A 24,742-nucleotide genomic window follows, 5' to 3' on the forward strand; every position below is an offset into this window, starting at 1 on the left:
ATAATTTTAATAATATTAAAAAGGAGTATATCAATGTTAAAACAAATACTGCCACGTGCTACAAAAATATCGGTAATCTTTGCTGTAGCATTTTTCATCATAAATTATATCGGTATGGAAAAACCTGACATCCTATATTTAGTTGGAAGAACTATTATTGCAACACTTGCTTTCATACTCATTTGTCTTACAGTATTTACTATTATTAATTCTCCAGAGCGCAAGATTAAACTCGGTACGACTTTACCGATTGCATTAATTATTGGTATCATTTTCGGCGCCATATTTTTAACGGTACAAATCGGTGTCATCACTGGGTTAATCATCGGTGTGATTGCTACGTTTATTTGGGAATTGATTGAAAAAAATAAAGGAGGTCGTTCATCATGACAACAGCATTAATTGGTGTAATTGTATTAATCTTACTAATTATTAGCTTTGTGCCAAACTACCGTGCTATGAAATCAGCAAAAGAACAAGGAAGTAATGCAACAAGAGCTACAATTATGGTAGGCATAGATATTATCTTAATTGTACTTATCATCGTGACGTTATTATTAAAATATATGTAACTATTTAAACCACCCTATCTCATACATAAACATGAACGTTCTACCATTTCACATACATATGGTCGTCCATTTAATGAGGTAAGGTGGTTTTCTCGTTAAAGTTTACCTTGTAATAGTAAAAAATAGCCAATTGTTGCGAGTATTAAGTAAATCATTGAACCAACAACAAAAGATCTTACTTGCACGCGAAATGGTGTCTGTTTGTTAAATATAGGACCAATCACCAAATTTCCAACGCCTAAAATTACTGGACCAGCTAGAAAAAACAATATAATGTAACCCATCATGATACGCCTCCTATTTCGTAAAGAAACGCGCTACAATTTGATCGTAATCAATATCTTTTGCTACATAATCTACATTAGAAAAGTCCTGTGCGCTTGTCATTTTATTCGTATTAACAATAACATCTAATCCAGCTGCAATCGCGGCTGTAGCACCATTTACAGAATCTTCAATAGCCAAACATTGTGTCGGCATATAATTTAATTGTTGTACTGCAGATAAATATAATTCAGGGTCAGGTTTAACTTGTTCAACATCTTCTCTACCAACAACTACCTCTATATAATCGTCTAGACCTAATGCTTTAAAGGTAGGCATTATTTCCGCTTTCACACTACTTGTGGCAATCGCCATAGGAATGTGACGTTGCTTTAAAAATGCCATCAATGATTTAATCGTATCAATCATCGGTAATGTTGTACTAGTAAGATGATGTTCTTCATAAAGTTTATCTTTATTTTCCGAACCAATCGCTTTAATTAAATGGTCATGCAAATCTGTAGCTGCTCCTCCAATAGAAGAACGATAAAAATCAATGCTTATAGGATCGGCATTATGCATCTCTAAATGTTTATTAATAACATTAAATAAATGTTGTTCCGTATCTATTATTGTTCCATCGAAATCAAATATAACTGCTCTATACATATATTTACTCCTCTATTTTTTCTCTTTATCAAAGCTTAACACAGTCCGATGACCACTTCATTCTATTAGTGCAATTATAACTTTTTTGACCAATACTTTGCTAAAATAGGCCCTGTTATATTATGAATGAAACTAAACACTGCGCCTGGTACTGCTGCAATTGGATTAAAATGCAATGCTGCTAATGACACAGCTAAACCAGAGCTCTGCATTCCAACTTCAATACTGACTGCTTTTTGATCTTGTCGATCTAATTTTAAAAGACGAGCTAACCAATATCCAATCGTATACCCTAATACGTTATGTAAAATAACTACTAAAAATATTAATAATCCTGTAGTTAAGATTTGGTGCTTACTGCCACCTACAACTATTGCTAAAATTAATGAAATAGCAACAACTGATATAATCGGCAAAGCTGTAGAAGCTTTTTCAGCAATTTTACGATTAATAATTTGCAAAACAATACCTAAAGCAATTGGAAATAATACAACTTGAACAACTGACCACAACATACTCAAGAAAGATACTTCCAACCATTCATTTGCAAATAGATATATTAACGCAGGTGTAACGAATGGCGCTAGCAACGTAGAGACCGTCGTAATAGAAACAGAAAGTGCTACGTTAGCTTTGGCTAAATAACTCATTACATTACTTGATGTCCCACCCGGACAACATCCAACTAATATTACGCCAACAGCAATATCAGGTGGTAAATGAAAAGACTTTGCAATTATAAATGCTAATGTGGGCATAATACTGAATTGTAGACAGACACCAATAATTACTGCTCTAGGTGCTTTAAAGACCATTTTGAAATCATTAGGTGTAATTGTTAATCCCATACCTAACATAACAATACCAAGTAAATAAGGTACCCACTTACCTAATGTTGCAACATGTTGTGGGAAAATAAATCCAATAACAGCTGCTACTAACATCCATACCAAAAAACTCTTCGTGGCAAATTTACTCAATTTTTGAAACATTGTTAACACATCCTCGTCGATAATATTGAAAAATATTACCATAAGACCAGTAAGGTTACAATTACTTTTCTGAAAATTAAGATTATTCAGCCATTCTCTTCTTATTGCAAATATTTTATCACTGATAAACAATTATTTTAAACTTCATTCAAAAGTCTTAGTGAATAAAGAAAAAAAGCGTGGTAAAATCAACTTGAACAAAATTAAGTCACCTTTATAAATATTAAACGTGTATTTAATGCCATGTATTCCTCGGGAGGTCCTCACATGTTAATTGATAAATTCGAAACATACATCATCAACATCGCCGGTTTAAATGACCGTACTACTAGAAAAAAATTAAGTAAGTTATGCAAAAGTGTACAATTTTGTGATGCGTTGCAATTCTCAATAAACAAACAGTTTAATCAGTATGTATTAGAAATTAGCTTACCAAAGCAACAACTTCCATACTTCATTTCATTTTTAAGTTTTCATCAGTATAGTATTTTCCAAGTACTTTCACCAAAGAAAATAAATGAATTACTTGATTCTGATAATTTATATCAATCTGCAAAGCGTTTCGATATCAATATTGATGGCTTGCAAGATGCTTTCATTAAAGACAAAGTCATCGATATTATGAATATGTTCCAAAATCACACTGATATCACTTATACGTTGAATAAGTCTCATGCGCATATTATATGTACGCCAGAAATATTCGCTAAATTGTTACATACGATTGCAACTAGAAATATAGACATTCTATCTGCCAATTATAGATCGTCATCTATGAGCAAAGCTCGTATATCATAATAAAAGACACATCTATACGATGATCATTTACAATGATTGCGTATAGTGATGTGTCTTTTTTTGTATTATTTATCTTCGGACGATTGATCCTCAACCATTTGTTCAAATGCTTCACGAACTTGTGGTACTGTCATACCTACTACAACTTGGATACTCTTACCACTCTTTACTAATCCGTGTGCCATTTGTTGATGCGTGAAATATTCCGTATCCGCAACTTTACTTTCATCATAAACAGTTAAGCGTAATCTTGTTGTACAGTTAGTAACATCTTTGATATTTTCTTTGCCGCCTAAACCGTCTAGGTAATACGCAGCTTTGTCTTCGTATTCATTACCAGTTGAAGCACGTTTAGAATCTACGCTATCACCTTTTTTATTTTTATAGTCTTGTTTAGAGAATAACTTAACCTCTTCTTCTGTTTTCTTACGTCCAGGTAATGGAATATCAAATTTCAAAATTAAAAATCTGAATAAGAAGAAGTAAATCGCTACAAATATTAAGCCTATAACAACTTGTGCCACATAAGTGCCCCAATGTTCTTTCCCAAGTGGTAACCAGTTTGTTGAAATAAAGTCTAACAAACCACCACCCATATTTCCTACAACACCAAATGCGTACATTAAAGTATCCATTGATGCTGCTAAAACTGCATGTAATACAAATAAGTATGGCGCGATGAATAAGAATGTAAATTCTAATGGCTCAGTAATACCTACAACGACTGCTGTTAATGTTGCAGGAATAAGTAATGCTGCTACTTTTTTACGATTTTCTTTAGGTGTCGTAGCATACATTGCTAAGGCAATACCTAAACATCCAAATACTTTCCCATTTCCTTGTAACATAAAGCCATAAGGGAATTGCTCTTTTAATGGCTTAGTACTCTTAGCAAACTCATTTAAATGTTGTAACCATTCAGCTTTCAAGCCGTGATTGACTACTACTGGTCCAACTTCAATTGGTGCATAAATAAAGTGATGTAATCCTGTCGGTATTAATACACGTTCTAAGAAGTGATACAACCATACACCGATATAGCCTGAAGCAATGATAAAGTGTTGCATTGAGCCAATACCGTGCTGAACAGTTGGCCAAATAACACAAGTAATTGCTGCTAATGGTAACATCACAAAAAATGAGATTGTAACCACAAATGTTAAACCTTGGAATACACCAACCATTTCTGGTAATCGTTTACTATAGTATCTGTTGTGAATCCAAGTAATAATAGCTGAAATAATAATACCACCTAGAATATTCGTATCCAATGTGGCAATACCTGCAATTGATTTTAAACCAGGTACATTTTCAACGCCTTTTTCTAAATTAGCGCCAAACGTATGTGGCCATTGCGTTAAAATGGCATTTATAAATGTATTAAACATTAAGTAACCCATCAATGCTGCAAGTGCTGCATGACCTGGTGCTTTTTTAGCTAAAGAAAGTGGTAAACCTACAACAAATACAACTTCCATATGCGTAAAAATAACCCAGCCACCAGATTCTATCACTGACCAAAATTTAAACCAAAACGTATGTTGATCTGCTAAACTCCCCATGATTGTAGGATTTTTAAATAATGTCGCAAAGCCAAGCACTATCCCAAAGAAAGCGAACATTAATACTGGTACAATCATTGCACTACCGAAACGCTTTATCGCATTCATCTTCTATTCCCTCCATATCATCTTTCCTAACAATACATCTAATTAGATTCATTTATAAATAGATGTCTTACTATTTAAATATAATATATAGTAAACGCTTACACACCTACAACGACATTGACGTATTTTGAAAGTATTTTGTATAATCAGATTATCTTTTCATATAGTGAAAATTTTTTCACGACCCTATGTATGACATCGTTGAATTGGTAATACATTCGTTTTAAACGCATAATCAAACCTATATCAATACACAAATATATATAATGACATACAAGGTTTTAATGTAATAACGATCTATCACACATTTATTTTTAAGGAGGTTGAATATGTTTTTAGATGAACACATTAATCGAAACTTTGATAAACTTAATGACAATGATTTACATATCGCTCACTTTATCAATACACATATAGATGAATGTAAAAATATGAAAATACAAGATTTAGCGCAATTCACACATGCCTCGAATGCAACCATTCACAGATTTACACGCAAATTAGGTTTTGACGGTTATAGTGATTTTAAATCGTACCTTAAATTTGAAAGTAATAAGACACACCAATTACCATCTAACTCTATCGATAGTTTCAAACAAGAAATCGATAGTACATTCAGTTATTTAGAACGCGTTGATTACCAGCTTCTTACTGAAAAAATGCATACAGCTTCAACAATATATTTGTATGGTACAGGGCGTGCACAGTTAAACGTTGCTTCAGAGGCACAGCGTATATTGTTAACGTTACATAATCATGTCATTGTACTTCATGATGAACATGAACTTAAAATGATTTTGAACAAGAGTGAACCTAATGATTTATTCTTTATTATTTCATTATCAGGTGAAACACATGAATTATTAGAAGTAACAAACTTGCTTCAACTTAGACAAAAATACTTTATTTCTGTTACTACAATGAAAGATAATACCCTTGCTCAAAAAGCAAATTACAACGTCTATGTATCCAGTAACACATTCTACTTAACTAATGGTACAGACTATTCTAGCTTCATCAGTTATCATATATTCTTTGAAACACTTGTAAGAAAATATAATGAGTATTTACTACATAATGATATTTCAAATTAGAAAAAAGGAAGTTATGATTTAATGGCCTTGAGCCTATCATAACTTCCTTTTATCATTTTATTGTTGTGTTGATGTTTCGATAACGTGGTACATCTTATCAAACATCAATTCGAAACCATGCACCATGGCATCATGATATTCTTTTTTCTTTTGCTTGTATTCTAAATTAGTAAATCGTCTTTCTTTTTCAACTAATGAACGATAATAAAATAGCATTTGGGTGCCACCTGTTTCACGTTCAAAAAATTCTACCTCAATGACATCTTGTGTTTCACTTAGTCCAGGCATACCGATAGTCATCTTAACGTATTCATCCATAACTAAAGATTCATAAATACCTTCAATCACATTTACTTTGCCATTACGTTGTTGATCTACAATACGATATTTACCGCCTTCTTTAACATCCGCTTCAATCTCTTTATTCGTTCTGGCTGATGTCATAAACCATTGTTTCAACAAATCTTTCTTTGTCCAAGCTTCGTATACTAACTCTGGAGAAAATTTATAAAGCTTTTCAATTTCAACTTCGACATGTTCATTCTCTACATTAAATTTTGCCACTGTTGTCCACCCACTTTCGCTCTTACTTTTATTTTAACGTATTTTTGCTCAGTTCCAAACATAGATGATCATCATTTTTAAAAGATTAGCGTTATACGGTGAGTACAACATGATCTGTTAATATAACAAGCCACCTTACTTGGCTACATCGATATATTGTTAAGCATTAATGTTTCATTTCTTGACTAGTGTTCTTTTTTAGCTTTGGAAAATTAAATAAAATCGCAATAAGTCCGCATACACCTAATAATATAGGATAAATGCTGTATGGGAATAACATTAACGGTGAAATACCAGCTACACCAGCCGCTGAAATGACTTGCGGGCTATATGGTAATAAACCTTGGAAGCAGCCTCCAAATATATCAAGAATACTTGCTGATTTCCTTGAATCTACATCATATTCATCTGCAATATTTTTAGCTAAAGGACCTGACATAATAATAGAGATGGTGTTGTTTGCCGTGGCAATATCTGCGACACTTACCAAACTCGCAATTCCTAATTCTGCGCCACGCTTTGATTTCACTTTAGAGCGAACAAATTGCAACAACCATTCAATACCACCATTGTGTTGAATAATACCGACTAAACCACCAATTAGCAACGCAATCATAGCAATATCTTCCATGCTTATAATACCTTTGGACACTGCATCTAGTAGCCCCATCCAACCGAATGAACCATCTATGAGACCAATGATTCCGGCTAATAATGTTCCGCCAATCAATACGATAATGACATTTACACCTAATAATGCCAATACTAATACTAATATATACGGTACAACTTTAATTAGATTATAATCATAGTTTTTAGCATGATTTAAAGAAATGCCATTCGTTAAGAAATACAGAATAATAATCGTTAAAATAGCACCTGGCAATACAATTTTAAAGTTTACTCTGAATTTATCTTTCATTTTCGTATGTTGTGTTCTAACCGCAGCAATTGTTGTATCTGAAATCATTGATAGATTATCGCCGAACATTGCACCTCCAACAACTGTAGCCATTGCTAGTGCAGTTGGTACATCTGTCGCTTGTGCAAATCCGTAACCAACAGGTGCTATTGCAGCAACAGTCCCTACTGACGTTCCCATAGATATAGAAACAAACATACAGATCACAAACAATCCTACAATAATTAAATTTTCAGGGATTAATGATATGCCTAAATTAACTGTCGACTTTACGCCACCCATTTTTTCAGCTGTATTTGAAAATGCACCTGCTAAAATAAAAATCAACATCATTAAAATAATGTTTGAATGGCCTGCACCTTTCGTGAAGACCTCAACTTTTTTAGCAAATGATTCTTTTCGATTCATTAATAACGCCACAATTACCGTTATCATAATTGCAACATTTAATGGCATTGAAGTAAAATCACCTGTGATAATACCTACGCCTAAAAACAACGCCACAAATAATAACAAGGGGAATAATGCCCAAGCATTGCTCTTTTTATGTACTTCCATCCTTTTTACCTGCTTTCCAATTAAAAATACCTCTTTCTCACAAACGATGAAGAAAGAGGTTTCCATGTGCTTTACCTGCTTATCTTCAAACCATTACGGTTACTGGAATTGGCACATTCGAGATGTTGCCGAGGCTTCATAGGGCCAGTCCCTCCACCTCTCTAGATAAGTGATGCTTATTTACGTTTACGTTACAAGATAATCCTTAGTACGTCAATCATAAATTAATCAGGAGTCGTATAATATTTTTCATAAACAATCATTGCTACTGTAATAATAATCAAAACAATAATGCTAATAACAAGTAAAAGCCACCATTTAAGCATTAATGCAATAAAAATGAACACGATAGACACACTTACTAATATTAATGATATGACTTTAAATTGCTGTGCGCTTTGTTCAGAAATAACTTTTAGCTGTTTGTTTGATGGACGCGTATTTCTTATACTGATTCCCAGTATATTTTCTAATATTTGAACCAATACGATACTTATTGCAAATATAATAATTGGTAAAACATCATAGGTCCCTATAGTTAATGTATAAATTACAAATCCAATGTAAAGTAACCCTGAGACAAAGGCTAAAAAGTATGCGACGTATTTGTTAAACTTAATGATATTCTTTTTAACGTTTTGATGTGTAAGCCATACATTCGAAACAATCGCAACCACTACAAACAGTGTGAATAATATATATAATGGCAACTTTTGTTCAGGAAAAACAGTCACTATTCCAAAAGCTAATGCTAAAATCAAAATTAAGATAGCTCTAGATACTATTAATGCCATAATAACAACCCCTTTGTTTAATATCGAGTTTGCAAATTTACGTTTATCAGCATTTCTATGATCAGTACTTCTACGGGCAGCATTTCTATGTAATTTACATCATCTTAACATATAAATACTTCGCTATATAATTGAAAACATATCCTATTATTCTTTGTCCATTCTGACGTCTAATATCTAACCTTAGGCATTTCACTTGTTAATGAATTTAACTTTCTTCCACTAACCGTCCCTAAACCCAATCCCGCAACAGTTTTTAACTTTTTCGTTGTTGTCCTGACATCTTCATTAAGAAAGTTTATTCTGCTTAAAACTTATAATCCACACCCTGAGCAAACGCTCCTTATGACAAAGTATTAAAATAAGCCGATAAAGATACACACCTTTACCGACTATTTAAAATACACTTCACTAATTCATTTTAATTTACTTGATTGAAGTGGCTAAATTAATATTATGTTGTTCAATTAAAAGCTTCATACAAACCTAATCTATTTGCACTCCACCGCTAACACCGAACACTTGTCCAGTTGTATAACTTGATTCTTCTGACGCTAATAGCACATAAGTTCCACATAACTCAACAGGTTGACCTGCACGACCTAAAGGTGTTTTTTGACCAAATGTTGGGATTTTACTTTGAGGTTGTCCACCAGAAATTTGTAATGGTGACCAGAATGGACCAGGCGCTACACAGTTCACTCTAATTCCTTTTGGTCCTAATTCTTCTGAAAAACTTTTAGTTAATGAAATAATTGCTGCTTTTGAAGCGGCATAATCATGAAGAATAGGACTAGGATTATAACCTTGTACAGATGATGTCGTCGTAATTGACGCACCCGGTTTTAAATATTCCAAAGCTTTTTGAACTGTCCAAAATAGCGGATAGACATTCGTTTCAAATGTTTCTGTAAATGCCTCAGTTGTAAATCCATGAATATCATCATGATACTGTTGATGTCCAGCAACTAAAGTAACATTATCTAAGCCACCTAATTGTTGATATGCTTGTTCAACAAGGTCATAGTTGAACTGCTCATCTCTTATATCACCAGGAATTAACACTGCCTTTTGACCACTTTCTTCAATCACTTGGCGTACTTCTTGTGCATCTTGTTCTTCACTCGGAAGATAGTTAATCGCTACATCTGCACCTTCTTTAGCATACGCAATCGCTGCTGCACGCCCTATTGCTGAGTCACCACCTGTAACTAACATTTTATAGCCTTGTAAGCGTTGATGACCTTGGTAAGACGCTTCGCCACAATCAGGTGCTGGCGTCATTTCAGATTGTAAACCCGGTACCTCTTGTTCTTGTTTTTCATAATCCGTTGTTTTAAATTTTGTTCTAGGATCTTGAGCTGCCATTTTTTAACATCTCCTTATTCGCTTAATGGTTATTATTTACCCAATCTTCCTAGGAACTTAATCATGATTACACTAAAAATTACTTTCTTCTTTATAAAAACAAGCTCGAATTACTCATGCAATAGTCTCTTTACAAATTCAACAAAATACTCAGGTACTTTTTCCAGAATCCTTTCATCTGGTTTATATTGAGGATGATGTAAATCATATTCACTATGAGAACCAATTAACGCAAATACACTAGGAAAATGTTGACTATAACCTGAAAAATCTTCTCCAATCGTAAGCGGCTTTTCCATCATTTCCACCTTATATCCAACATGTTGGGCTACTGCTATTGCTTTATGCGTCAATACCTCATCATTCATCACAGCGCCAGGTAAATGTGTATAATTTAAATTAATTTTCATATTATATGCTTGAGCTAACCCGTCCGCAACATCTTGTAATCGTCTTTCTATAAGCTTTCGCACCACAGGGTCAAAACTCCGCACTGTGCCTTGTACATACGCATGATCAGCAATGACATTCCAAGTATTACCACATGATATTTGCCCAATTGTTACTACCGCTTCATCAAATGCAGATAGATTTCTACTAACTATGGATTGAATACTATTAATCAATTGCGCCAACACAATAACTGGATCGTTGCATTGTTCTGGCTTTGCAGCATGACCACCCACGCCTTTAATATGAAACTCAAAACGATCTACTGCTGATGTAATTGCCCCTATTTTGATTGCAAATGTACCTACCGGACGCGATGGGTCATTATGAAAACCCAATACTGCTTGTACATCTTTTAATGCATGTGTTTCAATAATTTTAAAAGCGCCATGTCCTAGTTCTTCTGCTGGTTGAAAAATGAATTTAACACGCCCAGTAAGAGTGCCCTCAATTTCTTTTAACTTTACAGCTGTAGCCAAAATACTAGCCATGTGAATATCATGACCACACGCATGCATAACACCTTCATTTTCAGATTTAAAATCCTGTTCAACAAGCTCTTGAATCGGTAAAGCATCAATGTCAGCCCGAACAGCTATACAACTCGGTCCTTGTCCCACTTCAGCAACAAGCCCAGTCGCAAGTGGTAAGTCTAATATTCTAATATGATATTCTGTTAAAATATCTTTAATTTTTTGTGTAGTCTTAAATTCTTTATCGGATAGTTCTGGAAATTGATGAAAATACCTTCTCCAGGCAACAGCTTGATCTTTTAATCCCATCGGTCATTCCCCCTTCTTTAAGTCAATGATATGTTGTCTACCCTACGATGATCGTCTTTGACTATTAAACAATGATTTCACAACAATGTACTCTTGTTAATTACTTTCGCTAATGATAGACAATTGTTTAATAATATCGTAACACTATTGTCAAACTATTCTAACTTTTATAATTAAGAATCTATATAAAAAACGTGTTCTCGAATTAACTTGTTTTTACAAACCACAAAAAGCTCTAAACATTAGTGTAAACCAATGCTTAGAGCTTTCTAATTATTTTATGCTTTAAAAGATAATGTGTTATCTACGATGACCTTACCGTCTTTAATAACTTTTTCTGCGTGATTGATACCAAAATGGTATGGAATATATTCATGATTTGGTGCATCCCAAATTACTAAATTAGCCTTATCACCTGTGTTAATTGTACCCGCGTTAATGTCTATTGCTTTAGCAGCATTGACCGTAACAGCATTCCAAACTTCATTAGGTGATAGCTTTAATTTCAAGGCTGCAATCGCCATAACAAGTTGTAAGTTGTTTGTGACACTACTACCAGGGTTATAATCAGTTGCTAATGCAATCGCACCGTTATTGTCTAGCATGCCTCTTGCATCTGCATAATCTTCTTTACCTAAATAGAACGTCGTTGCAGGTAAGAGGACAGCTACAGTATCACTATTTCGCAACTTTTCTTTTCCTTTATCACTAGAAGCTACTAAGTGGTCTGCTGATATTGCTTGTTCATCAATTGCTAATTCCAGTCCGCCTAACGGATCAATTTCATCCGCATGTATTTTCACTTTAAAATTTGCTTCTTTGGCTTTTTGCATATAATGTTGCGATTGTTCTATTGTAAATACACCTGTTTCACAGAAAATATCCGCAAAATCTGCATATTGTTTTACTTCCGGAAGTAACGCAATCATTTCTTCTAAAAATGCCTCATTTGAACTTGCCTCTTTAGGTACAGCATGAGGCCCTAGGAAAGTATGTTTCATGTCTAAATCATATTTCTCAGCTAAACGATTAGACACTTTCAATTGCTTCAGTTCATTTTCTCTATCTAATCCATAACCACTCTTACTTTCAACTGCAAGCACGCCGTGTTTAATCATAGTAAGCAAATCATGCTCTGCTTTTTTAAACAAGTCATCTTCGGATGTTTCTCTAGTAGCATTAACGGTAGATAATATGCCACCACCCATTTCTAATATTTCAAGGTAAGACTTACCTTGACGTTTTAATGACATCTCATGTTCTCGAGATCCACCAAATGTTAAATGGGTATGAGCATCTACTAATGCCGGAGAAACTACTTTTCCACTAGCATCAATCGTCTCAGTCGCATCGTAGTCATCTGTATGTTGTCCAGCATATACAATTTTGCCATCTTTAATGACAACTGTACCATTTTTCACAACATTTAATTCATCTAATTCCTTACCCTTCAAAGGTTTATCTGTTGACCTCGGTAAAATTAATTCTGCTATATGATTAATTATTAAATCATTCATTACTTATCACCTGCTTTATCAATCATTGGAATATGAATACCTTTTTCTTTAGCTGTTTGAATAGCGATGTCATAGCCAGCATCAACATGTCGGGCAACACCCATGCCTGGATCAGTAGTCAATACGCGTTCCAATCTTCTTTCAGCACGCTCTGATCCATCTGCTACAACAACCATACCCGCATGAAGTGAATATCCCATGCCAACACCGCCACCGTGATGGAATGAAATCCATGAACCACCTGCAGCTGTGTTAATTAGTGCATTCAGTACAGCCCAATCACCAACCGCGTCACTACCATCTTTCATACTTTCTGTTTCACGGTTAGGACTAGCAACTGAACCAGCATCTAAATGGTCTCGTCCAATAACAATTGGTGCTGAAATTTCACCGTCACGTACAAGACGATTTAAAGCTAAGCCCATTTTCGCTCTTTCTCCATAGCCTAACCAAGCAATACGTGATGGTAGTCCTTGATATGAAATTTTTTCTTCAGCTAAATCAAGCCATCTTAATAACTTTTCATTTTCTGGGAAAAGTTTGCGCATTTCTTCATCCGCACGCTCGATATCTTTTGGATCACCACTCAACGCAGCAAAGCGGAATGGCCCTTTACCTTCACAGAATAATGGTCTAATGTAAGCTGGTACAAAACCTGGGAAGTCAAAAGCATTTTTCACTCCGTTATTGAAGGCTACTTGACGAATATTGTTACCATAATCAAATGCTACAGCGCCACGTTTTTGGAATTCAAGCATTAATTCAACATGCTTTGCCATTGAAGCTTGTGACAGTTCAACATATTTTTTCGGATCTTTTTCACGCAATACTTTCGCTTCTTCTACAGAGTATCCTTGTGGCACATATCCATTTAGCGGATCATGTGCACTTGTTTGGTCAGTAATAATGTCAATTTTAAATCCTTTTTCTAGAATCGCTTGATGGATGTCTACAGCATTTCCAACTAACCCGATTGATAATCCTTCTCCACGTTTTTTCGCCTCTTCTGCTAATTTTAATGCTTCATCTAAATCAGCTGTTTTAACATCACAGTATTTCGTATCAATTCGCTTATCAACACGTGTTTCATCAACATCCACGCAAATTGCTACCCCATGATTCATAGTAATTGCTAACGGTTGCGCACCACCCATACCACCTAAACCTGCTGTCAGTGTAACAGTGCCTGCTAAATCTCCATTAAAGTGTTGATTACCTAGCTCGGCAAATGTCTCATAAGTACCTTGCACAATACCTTGAGAACCAATATATATCCAACTACCGGCTGTCATCTGTCCATACATGATTAAACCTTTTTTATCTAATTCATTAAAATGATCCCAGTTTGCCCATTCAGGCACTAATACTGAATTTGAAATTAATACACGTGGCGCTTCTTCATGTGTTTTAAATACAGCAACTGGCTTTCCTGATTGTACTAACATTGTCTCATCTGATTCTAATTCTCGTAACGTTTTCTCTATTGCTTCAAAAGCTTCCCAATTACGAGCTGCTTTTCCAATACCACCATAAACAACTAAATCTTCTGGTCTTTCAGCAACTTCTGGGTCTAAATTGTTGTATAACATTCTAAGTACTGCTTCTTGTTCCCAACCTTTACACTCAATACTCAAACCTTTTTTTGCTTGAATTTTTCTCATAAAATTCGCTCCTGTTCTTTTTAGAAGTTAATTCCACTAAATTTAAAACGCTTACATTATTATCTTCAATATTCATTATAGTATGTTAAAATATAGCCAACAAATATAAATAAACTAATTATCCATAGCTTGAATCTATAAATAAAAGGAGCAAAACACATGAAAATTATTCAGTTAGAATATTTCTTGGCTATCGTGAAATATAATAGTTTTACTAAAGCTGCACAATTTTTACATATTAGCCAGCCATCTTTAACTGCTACGATTAAAAAAATGGAAGCAGATTTAGGTTATGACTTATTTACACGTTCAACAAAAGACATCAAAATTACCGAAAAAGGAATACAGTTTTATCGTTATGCGAGCGAATTAGTTCAACAATATCGATCCACGATGGAAAAAATGTATGATTTAAGCGTTACATCAGAACCAAGGATAAAAATTGGGACTCTTGAATCTACGAATCAATGGATTGCTAATTTAATTCGAAAGCACCATTCCGACTACCCTGAACAGCAATATCGTTTATATGAAATACATGATAAACATCAATCTATAGAGCAATTACTGAATTTTAATATTCATTTAGCTATAACAAATGAAAAAATAACCCACGAAGATATAAGATCCATTCCTTTATATGAGGAATCTTACATTTTATTAGCACCTAAAGAAACATTTAAAAATCAAAATTGGGTAGATGTTGAAAATTTGCCACTCATATTGCCAAACAAAAATTCTCAAGTGCGCAAACACTTAGATGACTATTTTAATAGAAGAAATATTCGTCCAAATGTCGTTGTAGAAACAGATCGATTCGAATCAGCAGTTGGATTTGTTCATCTTGGCTTAGGTTACGCTATCATTCCGAGATTTTATTACCAATCATTTCACACGTCCAATTTAGAATATAAAAAAATTCGTCCAAACTTAGGCCGAAAAATTTATATCAATTATCATAAAAAGCGCAAACACTCCGAACAAGTACATACATTCGTACAACAATGCCAAGATTATTTATATGGACTTTTAGAGGCTCTTTAACTTAAGTAATTAGAGCCTCTTATGCAGTCGCGCAGTCAACTGTATACCTTTTGTCTTTAACTTAAGTAATTAGAGTCTCTTATGCAGTTGCCCAGTCAACTGTATACCTTTTGCCTTTAACTTAAGTTATTAGAGCCTCTTATGCAGTTGCTCAGTCAACTGTATACCTTTTGCCTTTAACTTAAGTTATTAGAGCCTCTTATGCAGTCGCGCAGTCAACTGTATACCTTTTGTCTTTAACTTAAGTAATTAGAGTCTCTTATGCAGTTGCCCAGTCAACTGTATACCTTTTGCCTTTAACTTAAGTTATTAGAGCCTCTTATTCAGTTGCTCAGTCAACTGTATACCTTTTGCCTTTAACTTAAGTTATTAGAGCCTCTTATGCAGTTGCTCAGTCAACTGTATACCTTTTGCCTTTAACTTAAGTAATTAGAGCCTCTTATTCAGTTGCTCAGTCAACTGTATACCTTTTGCCTTTAACTTAAGTTATTAGAGCCTCTTATGCAGTTGCGCAGATCATCGTATACCTTTTGCCTTTAACTTAAGTTATTAGTGCCTCTTATGCAGTTGCTCAATCAACTGTATATCATTTGCCTTTAACTTAAGTTATTAGTGCCTCTTATGCAGTTGCGCAGTCAACTGTATAAGAATTTCACACCCAATTTTATGATTTCCATGTATAAATCATTACATTCAGACCAACAAACATAAATAAGCAGTAAGATGACTACAACTTAAGAGTCTTCTTACTGCAATTATTTTTCAAATATATCAACGTTAATATAACTTCTATTACGAAATACTCACATTCTGCCCTGCAATGCAAATTTCGTCACATATAAATATTTTTAATTATTTTAAAAAATGATGCACTAAATTAGCAACGAGCTTCGCAGTTCTATTGTCAGCGTCATATGTTGGATTCATCTCAGCAATACTAACTGAAGACACCTTATCACTTGGAATAATACGTTTTGCCAATTCAAGAACAGTATGTGGATACAAACCTAACACTGCCGGCGCACTTACCCCAGGCGCAAACGCACTATCAATGACATCCATACAAATCGTAAACATAATGACATCATGTTCATGTACAAAACGTTCAATCATATCTTTAATTGTTGGTGATACGTGACTCAATAATTCATCTGCAAAGACATAATCAATCTTTTTCTCTTTAGCATAATCAAATAAACTTTGCGTATTACCACCTTGAGCAATACCAAGCACTAAATAATCTGTGTTTTCATCTTCTTCTAAAATTTGTCTAAAGCTCGTTCCAGATGTAGATTGTTGTTCAGCACGTGTATCAAAATGCGCATCAATATTTATCACACCAATAGATTGTGTTGGATAGACTTTACGTGTTGCTAAATATTGAGCATACGCAATATCATGTCCCCCACCTAATAAAAATGTTTGTCTATGATTAGCAATTGACTTCGCTGCAAGCATAGCAAATTCTTTTTGAGTATCAATTAATTCCTCATGATCATGATAAACATTTCCGTAATCGACTAAAGCTTCACATTGATTCAAATCCGGCAAACCTGCAAATGCTTGTTTAATCGCATCTGGTCCTTCTTTTGCACCAATGCGCCCCTTGTTTAAAGCAACACCTTTGTCAACAGCATAGCCTAATATACCAACCCCTGATGGCCTACTACTCTTTTCCAGCTTAGACAAATCTTCAAATGTTACTGTTTGAAAATGTCTAAATTTTTTCGGGTCTGTTTCACTATCTAACCTTCCAGTCCATAAATTTGGTTCACCTTGCTTGTACACAGCATTTCCCCCTCTTATTTATGTGGCTTATTAACAATTAAAGTATAACGTATAGGAAATTTTGAATTCAATTCATAGTTAAATCCGTATCTTAAAAATAGTTAACTACATTTCTTTTACCCCTATTTTCTATGTAATAACGAATACTTAGCTGATTTATGTTAATAAAATACGTCAAGACTATTACATTTTCATTAATATTGACATAGACAATTTATCTCTCGGCTTGTAATATGTATAATTGTTACTAAAAGATATTTTGCTTGTTACCTAATGGAGGTTACATATAATGAAGAACAATAAAATTTCTGGTTTTCAATGGGCAATGACGATTTTCGTCTTCTTTGTCATTACAATGGCGTTATCCATTATGCTCAGAGATTTCCAGTCTATAATTGGTGTCAAACACTTTATATTTGAAGTTACAGATCTAGCACCATTAATTGCTGCAATCATTTGTATACTCGTTTTCAAATATAAAAAGGTCCAACTTGCAGGTTTAAAATTCTCAATCAGCCTGAAAGTAATTGAACGTCTATTGCTAGCTTTAATTTTACCTTTAATTATTCTAATTATTAGTATGTACAGCTTTAATACATTTGCAGATAGCTTTATTTTATTACAATCAACAGGCTTATCAGTACCTATTACACACATTCTGATTGGACATATTCTAATGGCGTTCGTAGTAGAATTCGGATTCCGTTCATACTTACAAAATATTGTTGAAACGAAAATGAACACGTTCTTTGCAAGTATTGTTGTTGGTTTGATGTATTCAGTTTTCTCAGCAAATACAACTTATGGTACAGAATTTGCTGCTTATAACTTCCTTTATACATTCTCATTCTCTATGATTCTTGGTGAATTAATTAGAGCGACTAAAGGACGTACAATTTATATTGCAACGACATTCCATGCTTCAATGACATTTGGACTTATTTTCTTGTTTAGCGAAGAAATCGGCGATCTATTTTCAATCAAAGTCATCGCCATTTCAACAGCAATCGTTGCAGTAGGATACATTGGTTTAAGCTTAATTATCCGAGGTATTGCATATTTAACAACAAGACGAAACCTTGAAGAACTTGAGCCTAATAATTATTTAGACCATGTCAATGACGATGAAGAAACTAATCATACTGAGGCTGAAAAATCTTCTTCAAATATTAAAGATGCTGAAAAAGCAGGTGTAGCTACTGCATCAACGGTCGGTATTGCTAAAAATGATACTGAAAATACAGTGACTGACGAACCAAACATTCATGAAGGTACTGAAAAAACAGAACCTCAACATCACATAGATAATCAAACTGAATCTAATCATGATGAAGATCATGACATCACTTCGGAGTCAGTAGAATCAGCAGAATCAGTTAAACATGCACCACAAAGTGACGATTTAACAAACGATTCAAATGAAGATGAAATACAATCATTAAAAGAACCTGCGACTTATAAAGAAGACAGACGTTCATCAGTTGTAATCGATGCAGAAAAACATATCGAAAAAACTGAAGAACAATCTTCAGATAAAAACATATAATAACAAAGCGCTTGCTAGTACCTCTTAAGAAGATGATGCTAGCAAGCGCTTTTCTATACTATTATTATTTTTCTAAAATTTTAACACCCTCTTGAGTGCCTACAATAACTTGATCTGCCATATCTAAAAAGTATCCTGTCTCAAACACACCTGTCAGATGAATTAAATACTCATGGAACTTATATGGGTCAATTCCTTTTGGTAACTTACAATCTAAAATATAATTGCCATTATCAGTTATAAATGCGACATCTTCGTTTACACGGCGTTCCACTTTTATATCAGCGTATGATTCAATTTTACGTAATATGTGATACCAGTTAAATTTATCCACCTCTACTGGTAACTTAAACGTCTCACCTAAGTATTGAACCATTTTCGTTTCATCGACAACCACAACAAAACGCGATGCCATTTCATCTATAACTTTCTCTCTGAACAGCGCACCACCGCCACCTTTAATTATATTTAAAGATGGATCTACTTCATCAGCACCATCAATGGCTAAGTCGATATGATCAACATCATTGATTTCGCATATTTTAATACCTAGTTCTTTTGCTAAAAATGCAATTTTATTAGAAGTGCATACACCTGTAATATTGTAACCACGTTCTTTAATTAGTTGCGCCATTTGAGGTAAGAGTAATTCCATTGTACTTCCTGTACCAATTCCCAGCGTCATGTCACCATTGATTTGACTTAAAACATCATTTAATGTCATTAACTTAAGTGCTTTGACATCTTTCATGAAGGTAGCCTCCCATATTTATGTAATCTATTCAATTCATATTTTACATGACTCATATAAATTAACATACCCTTATTTCTAACATTTTTTTAAACATATCAATCAGAATTTACAATTCTAAAAATGTTTTATAGTACAATATACTTTAACTTAACGTTAAGGAGAATGATATGATATCAATTCACGCAATTTCGACAGGAAAAATCCAAGATTTGCCTTATAGCTCGAAAAGACCGATGCGCTCTGCTTTAGATAAAACTAAGATTTCACAAACAACATGGTTATCTTCAACTGGTTTCACTGGTGATGAACAGGCTTATAAAGATCATGGTGGGCCACATAAAGCAGTTTGTGGGTTTAGTAAACATAACTATGCACTGTATCAAGATGATTTACCTTCACTACCTACTCATGCGATGTTTGGAGAGAATTTAACATTTGATTATTTAGACGAATCTGATGTTTACTTTGGTAATCAATATCGTTTAGGTGAAGCGTTAATTGAGGTTTCTGAAATTAGAGAACCGTGCTGGAAAATTCAAGCAAAATATAATATTCCTGATTTAGTGAAGCGCATGTCTACATCTGGTAAAACAGGTTTCTATTTCCGGGTATTAAAACAAGGCTATGTATCTCCAAATGATCAGCTTTACTTAATACAAGAAGCACCAATCGAACATCGTTTATCTGTACAACAGCTTAATGACCTTTATTATAATGATAGACAAAATCAAGATATGTTACGATATGCACTAAACAATCCATTTCTGTCACCAACAAGACGCGATAAACTTCAAAAAATGTATAACAGAACATTGAAATAATTACCTTTCATTATAAGTGTTAAATGAACTTTTCAAAACAAAAAGGAATCAACTTACACATCGTTTGTATAATAGTCTTATCTATAACTACTGATGCTATTGATTCCTTTTTAATGTTATATATTTTCTTTATTTCAAACTGTATATTAAAGATGTCACTTCATTTGATACGATTCTTGATAACCTATTCAAAATTCTGCCAAATAACATAAATATTATATAAATGCCGATACTTTTAATCATTTTCTACTTTTTCTTCGATACGGAAACTTGTTTTCGAATTGAACACTTCACCAGCTTTTAAAATTGACGGTGCTTTTTCTCCATATAAATTAATATCATTTGGTAAAAATTGTGTTTCTAATGTAAAGCCAGAATGTGGTTTATAAATATTAAATGGACTATCCCACTCATCAGGCTGATTAAAAGTAAAGAATACAACATGAGGCATATCTGTATCGACCTCTAACATAAATTCATGATTTTCAACATACATTTTATGTTCACCAACTGTAAATGGGTGATCAAGACCACCAAAACGTGTCATTTGTTGGCTTAATTGCGCATGTTGTGATGTAAAAATATCACTCAATTTTATCTTGTTATCTTCAAACACTTCATGTAAATCTAGAATATCGCCTGTAACAATATTTCGCTCATCTAATACATACATATCTAATTGATTACTTGAAATGCGATGATTATCAACGACATTATTATCTCGATTCAAATTGAAGTACACATGATTCGTAGGACTAAACAATGTGTCTTCTGATGCAACTGCTTCGTATTCAATCGACCATTGGTGATCCGCATCATAAATATGTGTAATCGTCACATCGATATCACCCGGGAAATGATCATCAGCTGATTTCAACACCGTCTTAAATATCACTTTAATTTGAGCAATTTCATTTCTAATTTCATAATCAAATAACTTATTGTCCAAACCATGACATCCACCATGTAAATGATGTTCGCCGTTGTTTTTTTCTAACTGATATTCTTTACCTTTCATCTTAAATTTAGCATTATCAATTCTACCGCTATATCTTCCTATAGAAGCACCAAATTTAAAAGGATTACTATGATAAAATTCATCCGCTTCAACAACATTTCCAAGAACAATATTATTATCATGATATTTCCAAGACACTACTCTTGCTCCATAATTCGTAAAAATAATTTTAGTTTCATCATTATCAATTTTGATTAAATCTACACCTTGTCTTTGGTGCTCAACTTCAACTATCATTTTTACTTCTCCCTTCTAACCACAAGTGTTCAAGCTCTGCTGGGTAGCAACATTACTAAAACACCTACAATACAAATGATTGCACCGATAACATCATATTTATCTGGCATTTGTTTATCTACGACCATCGCAAAAATCAAACTCATGATGATAAATACGCCACCATATGCTACATATACTCTTCCGAATGATGGAAATGATTGAATGTCGCAATGACACCATATAACATGAGTATCACACCGCCTATTAGCCCAACAAGTGAAGACTGTCCTTCCCTAAGCCACAGCCAAATCAGGTATCCCCCACCTATTTCACATAAGCCAGCTAATATAAATATAAAAATCGGATATAACATGAAATCACTCCATCACACATTTGCTACCAATAATCTATCGGCTACACATCATTTGTTTACATTTCTTCTTACTTCACATTCCCATTTTAAAAAGTTCGTTTTCACATTCATATTGTACACTTTTTTAGACATTATTCTATAGCTAAATATAAAAAAATAAGAGTAACACGCTTTCATCATCATTTTATATGATAAATGTGTGTCACTCTCATCAATTTTATTTTTTAAATACACGTTTCAATGAATTAAATAAGCCACGTTCAAATGTAAGTACTGAATCTTTATATGTTTTAATTGCAATCCATATCAAGACAGCTACCATTACAATTGAGATTAATGAACTTAAGATGACTTCATGTATTTGAAGCCCTGAAGTTTGAGCGCGTACAACTAATTGAAATGGCGCTAAAAACGGAATATAACTTATGATTAAAGCAAGTCGCCCATCAGGATTATTTATCGTGAATATCGCGATATAAAATGCAATCATACCAAGTAATGTCATTGGCATCAAAGATTGATTTAAATCTTCTATTCTAGATGTTAATGATCCGAGAATGGCTGCAAGTAATACATACGCCATAATTCCAACAATACTACTTATAATTCCGACAATAATAATTTGCCAAGACAATTGATTCATTTCCACGTTAAAACCTTGTAGCAAGTCTTTTAAGTCAAAGGCAAAAATGCATATAACTGCCATCAATACAATTAAAATAATCTGAGTCACGGCAACTGCTATAACGCCTAAAATTTTAGCAAAAATATGTTGGATTGGTGAAATACTTGTAATAATCATTTCAATGACACGCGATGTTTTCTCACTAGCAATTTCCATAGCTATTTGAGATGCATAATTTAAAACAATAAAGAACATTAGAAAGATAATGCCATAAGCTAAAGCATAGTTGAAAATCTTTTGTCCTTCTGATACTTTATCGACTTCATCATTAGAAATCACCTTATTATCAACTTTACTTTGTGCTTGTAATTTTTGTAAGTCTTCTTTGTTGATATTTAATTCCCCGGCTACCATATTTGTTTGAATAGCTGTAAGCAGTGCTTGTACTTTTTGTGAATCTTCATGACTTACTCGCTTCTCACTAATGATTGTCCCTTGTAACGTGCGATTTTGATTCACCTTGATAATATAAGCTTTATCAAGTTTATGTTTTTTTACTTCTTTTTCAGCATCTTCTATAGAAACTTTAGTAAACTTAGCATCACTATGAAATGTATTCGACTGTTGCTTGAAAACCTTATATATTTGTTCATTCGGTGCTGCTACACCAATTTTATCTGGACCATCATCAAACATGTTAATAATCTTATCAATGTTAGATAGGCCAATCATTAAGGCAGCAATAATAATCATAAAAATTACAAATGATTTAGCTTTAATTTTTTTGATATATGTCAAACTAAATGTCGCCCAAAACTTATGCATCCTTGCCACCAACCTTCTCAATGAATATATCTTGTAATGATGGTTCTACAACTTGGAATCGTTTAACATAACCTTGATGTGCCACAACTTGATAAATATCTTTGGCTACGTCTTCATTCTCAATCGTCAACTGAAGACCTTGCTTCATGTTTTCACTATGAATGATGCCTCTAATGTGTGTTAAATCTGGTAGTGTTGTTTCTGACTCAATGACAACTTTCTTGTTACCATTAGATGCACGTACATGATTGATATCACCAGAAACAACAAGTTGACCTTTATCTAAAATACAAACATCATCACATAATTCTTCAACATGCTCCATACGGTGAGAACTATAAACGATTGTACTGCCCCAATCATTTAAGTCTTTAACTGCTTCTTTTAATAACTCAACATTAACTGGGTCTAGACCACTGAAAGGCTCATCTAATATTAGTAATTCTGGTTTATGTAACATACTTGCTAACAGCTGAATTTTTTGTTGATTCCCTTTTGATAGACTATCAATTCGTTTTTTGCGGTTTTCAGTAATATCAAAACGCTCAAGCCAATACGATATTTGCTGTTGTATTTCTGTTTTTGACATTCCCTTTAAAGTTGCCAAATATTTCAATTCTTCTTCAACTGTCAATTTCCCATGTAAACCGCGTTCTTCCGGTAAATAACCAATACGATTGTACATTGTTTTATCTAGTTTTTTACCGTTATACGTAATGTGTCCTTCTGTTGGTTCACTTAAGCCTAAAATCATACGAAATGTCGTTGTTTTACCTGCACCATTTCTTCCTAGAAAACCTAACATTTTGCCTGATTCTAACTCTAATGACATATCATTTACTGCCGTCATCTTGCCAAAACGTTTCGTAACATGTTCAATTACAAGTCCCATACTTTGCCTCCTAAAACAATATGTATTTATCTTAATATAACATTTCTATTCTCTATAAATGCAATATTTTTAAAGTGAATTTATTTTTAAAATTTCTGAAATTGAAATATTTAAATAGTATCTTCTTTGCATGTTAAGTATCATGAGCGTTAACTCCCCATT

General features: G+C 33.7%; 24 protein-coding genes, 1 pseudogene and 1 riboswitch. Of the genes and pseudogenes, 7 read left to right on the top strand and 18 right to left on the bottom strand.

Annotated features, from left to right (window positions below):
• The first annotated feature begins 33 nt into the window (after positions 1-33).
• On the top strand, positions 34-390 hold the full coding sequence (locus tag ACXQH5_RS07415; RefSeq protein ID WP_000917675.1) for a hypothetical protein: 357 nt from the start codon (positions 34-36) through the stop codon (positions 388-390).
• A complete protein-coding gene (locus ACXQH5_RS07420; protein ID WP_000205307.1) occupies positions 387-572 on the top strand; it encodes a hypothetical protein in 186 nt (61 codons plus the stop codon). The genes ACXQH5_RS07415 and ACXQH5_RS07420 overlap by 4 nt, the downstream gene beginning before the upstream one ends.
• 95 nt (positions 573-667) lie before the next feature.
• Here ACXQH5_RS07420 and ACXQH5_RS07425 read toward each other — a convergent pair whose 3' ends face one another.
• The 3 genes from ACXQH5_RS07425 to ACXQH5_RS07435 form a co-directional block, all read right to left on the bottom strand.
• Positions 668-859 (bottom strand): hypothetical protein, encoded by a 192-nt coding sequence (locus ACXQH5_RS07425; RefSeq protein ID WP_000971980.1) that lies wholly within the window; start codon positions 857-859, stop codon positions 668-670.
• Positions 860-869: 10 nt separating this feature from the next.
• Complete coding sequence (locus ACXQH5_RS07430) at positions 870-1,505, bottom strand: HAD family hydrolase (RefSeq protein WP_000285450.1); 636 nt, start codon at positions 1,503-1,505, stop codon at positions 870-872.
• 74 nt (positions 1,506-1,579) lie between these two features.
• Complete coding sequence (locus ACXQH5_RS07435) at positions 1,580-2,497, bottom strand: bile acid:sodium symporter family protein (RefSeq protein WP_000486823.1); 918 nt, start codon at positions 2,495-2,497, stop codon at positions 1,580-1,582.
• 267 nt (positions 2,498-2,764) lie between these two features.
• Here ACXQH5_RS07435 and ACXQH5_RS07440 point away from each other — a divergent pair, with 267 nt between their 5' ends.
• Positions 2,765-3,295 carry a hypothetical protein gene (locus ACXQH5_RS07440; protein WP_000904065.1) on the top strand — a complete coding sequence of 177 codons (531 nt, stop codon included), beginning with the start codon at positions 2,765-2,767 and terminating at the stop codon, positions 3,293-3,295.
• A gap of 65 nt (positions 3,296-3,360) precedes the next feature.
• Here ACXQH5_RS07440 and ACXQH5_RS07445 read toward each other — a convergent pair whose 3' ends face one another.
• Positions 3,361-4,965, bottom strand: a complete 1,605-nt coding sequence (locus tag ACXQH5_RS07445; protein WP_000991506.1) for an alpha-glucoside-specific PTS transporter subunit IIBC — start codon at positions 4,963-4,965, stop codon at positions 3,361-3,363.
• A gap of 329 nt (positions 4,966-5,294) precedes the next feature.
• Here ACXQH5_RS07445 and ACXQH5_RS07450 point away from each other — a divergent pair, with 329 nt between their 5' ends.
• Complete coding sequence (locus ACXQH5_RS07450) at positions 5,295-6,059, top strand: MurR/RpiR family transcriptional regulator (RefSeq protein WP_000477990.1); 765 nt, start codon at positions 5,295-5,297, stop codon at positions 6,057-6,059.
• A gap of 57 nt (positions 6,060-6,116) precedes the next feature.
• Here the strand turns inward: ACXQH5_RS07450 and ACXQH5_RS07455 are convergent, their stop codons facing one another.
• The 7 genes from ACXQH5_RS07455 to hutU all read right to left on the bottom strand — a co-directional run bounded on the left by ACXQH5_RS07455 (position 6,117) and on the right by hutU (position 14,675).
• Complete coding sequence (locus ACXQH5_RS07455; protein ID WP_001051556.1) at positions 6,117-6,623, bottom strand: SRPBCC family protein; 507 nt, start codon at positions 6,621-6,623, stop codon at positions 6,117-6,119.
• A gap of 166 nt (positions 6,624-6,789) precedes the next feature.
• Positions 6,790-8,103 carry a Na+/H+ antiporter NhaC family protein gene (locus ACXQH5_RS07460; RefSeq protein ID WP_458067057.1) on the bottom strand — a complete coding sequence of 438 codons (1,314 nt, stop codon included), beginning with the start codon at positions 8,101-8,103 and terminating at the stop codon, positions 6,790-6,792.
• A 76-nt stretch (positions 8,104-8,179) separates the two neighbouring features.
• Positions 8,180-8,275, bottom strand: a riboswitch (SAM riboswitch).
• Positions 8,276-8,327: 52 nt separating this feature from the next.
• A complete protein-coding gene (locus tag ACXQH5_RS07465; protein WP_001185206.1) occupies positions 8,328-8,897 on the bottom strand; it encodes a hypothetical protein in 570 nt (189 codons plus the stop codon).
• A gap of 486 nt (positions 8,898-9,383) precedes the next feature.
• Positions 9,384-10,265: an SDR family oxidoreductase gene (locus ACXQH5_RS07470; protein WP_000730035.1), complete on the bottom strand. Its 882-nt coding sequence runs from the start codon at positions 10,263-10,265 to the stop codon at positions 9,384-9,386.
• A gap of 110 nt (positions 10,266-10,375) precedes the next feature.
• Positions 10,376-11,497 (bottom strand): M20 peptidase aminoacylase family protein, encoded by a 1,122-nt coding sequence (locus ACXQH5_RS07475; RefSeq protein ID WP_057504566.1) that lies wholly within the window; start codon positions 11,495-11,497, stop codon positions 10,376-10,378.
• A gap of 278 nt (positions 11,498-11,775) precedes the next feature.
• Positions 11,776-13,014, bottom strand: a complete 1,239-nt coding sequence (gene hutI / locus ACXQH5_RS07480) for an imidazolonepropionase (protein ID WP_000998762.1) — start codon at positions 13,012-13,014, stop codon at positions 11,776-11,778.
• A complete protein-coding gene (gene hutU / locus ACXQH5_RS07485; RefSeq protein WP_001226828.1) occupies positions 13,014-14,675 on the bottom strand; it encodes a urocanate hydratase in 1,662 nt (553 codons plus the stop codon). Before hutU ends, hutI begins: the two co-directional genes overlap by 1 nt.
• A 159-nt stretch (positions 14,676-14,834) precedes the next feature.
• Between hutU and ACXQH5_RS07490 the strand changes: the two genes are divergently transcribed.
• Positions 14,835-15,719, top strand: coding sequence for a LysR family transcriptional regulator (locus tag ACXQH5_RS07490; protein WP_000691839.1), 885 nt, complete (start codon positions 14,835-14,837; stop codon positions 15,717-15,719).
• 852 nt (positions 15,720-16,571) lie between these two features.
• Here the strand turns inward: ACXQH5_RS07490 and hutG are convergent.
• Complete coding sequence (hutG, locus tag ACXQH5_RS07495) at positions 16,572-17,507, bottom strand: formimidoylglutamase (protein ID WP_000277975.1); 936 nt, start codon at positions 17,505-17,507, stop codon at positions 16,572-16,574.
• Between the two features lie 289 nt (positions 17,508-17,796).
• On the opposite strand from hutG, the gene sdpC reads away from it, so the two are divergent.
• Positions 17,797-19,053, top strand: coding sequence for a CPBP family intramembrane glutamic endopeptidase SdpC (gene sdpC / locus ACXQH5_RS07500; RefSeq protein WP_057504565.1), 1,257 nt, complete (start codon positions 17,797-17,799; stop codon positions 19,051-19,053).
• Positions 19,054-19,117: 64 nt separating this feature from the next.
• Here the strand turns inward: sdpC and ACXQH5_RS07505 are convergent, their stop codons facing one another.
• Positions 19,118-19,804 carry a ribose 5-phosphate isomerase A gene (locus ACXQH5_RS07505; protein ID WP_000655867.1) on the bottom strand — a complete coding sequence of 229 codons (687 nt, stop codon included), beginning with the start codon at positions 19,802-19,804 and terminating at the stop codon, positions 19,118-19,120.
• A gap of 170 nt (positions 19,805-19,974) precedes the next feature.
• Here ACXQH5_RS07505 and ACXQH5_RS07510 point away from each other — a divergent pair, with 170 nt between their 5' ends.
• Entirely contained in the window at positions 19,975-20,628 is a 654-nt protein-coding gene (locus ACXQH5_RS07510; RefSeq protein ID WP_000623445.1) for an MOSC domain-containing protein, read from the top strand.
• Between the two features lie 235 nt (positions 20,629-20,863).
• Here ACXQH5_RS07510 and ACXQH5_RS07515 read toward each other — a convergent pair whose 3' ends face one another.
• From ACXQH5_RS07515 to ACXQH5_RS07535, 5 genes and pseudogenes are all read right to left on the bottom strand, one after another.
• Positions 20,864-21,883, bottom strand: coding sequence for an aldose epimerase family protein (locus tag ACXQH5_RS07515; RefSeq protein WP_000634692.1), 1,020 nt, complete (start codon positions 21,881-21,883; stop codon positions 20,864-20,866).
• A gap of 29 nt (positions 21,884-21,912) precedes the next feature.
• Positions 21,913-22,238, bottom strand: a pseudogene (locus tag ACXQH5_RS07520) (YnfA family protein).
• Between the two features lie 48 nt (positions 22,239-22,286).
• Positions 22,287-22,472: a hypothetical protein gene (locus ACXQH5_RS07525; protein ID WP_001789152.1), complete on the bottom strand. Its 186-nt coding sequence runs from the start codon at positions 22,470-22,472 to the stop codon at positions 22,287-22,289.
• A complete protein-coding gene (locus ACXQH5_RS07530) occupies positions 22,456-23,688 on the bottom strand; it encodes an ABC transporter permease (RefSeq protein WP_458067063.1) in 1,233 nt (410 codons plus the stop codon). The genes ACXQH5_RS07525 and ACXQH5_RS07530 overlap by 17 nt, the downstream gene beginning before the upstream one ends.
• Entirely contained in the window at positions 23,681-24,580 is a 900-nt protein-coding gene (locus ACXQH5_RS07535) for an ABC transporter ATP-binding protein (protein ID WP_000524841.1), read from the bottom strand. Before ACXQH5_RS07535 ends, ACXQH5_RS07530 begins: the two co-directional genes overlap by 8 nt.
• Positions 24,581-24,742: the final 162 nt, after the last annotated feature.

This window comes from Staphylococcus sp. SA22 (assembly GCF_054165785.1).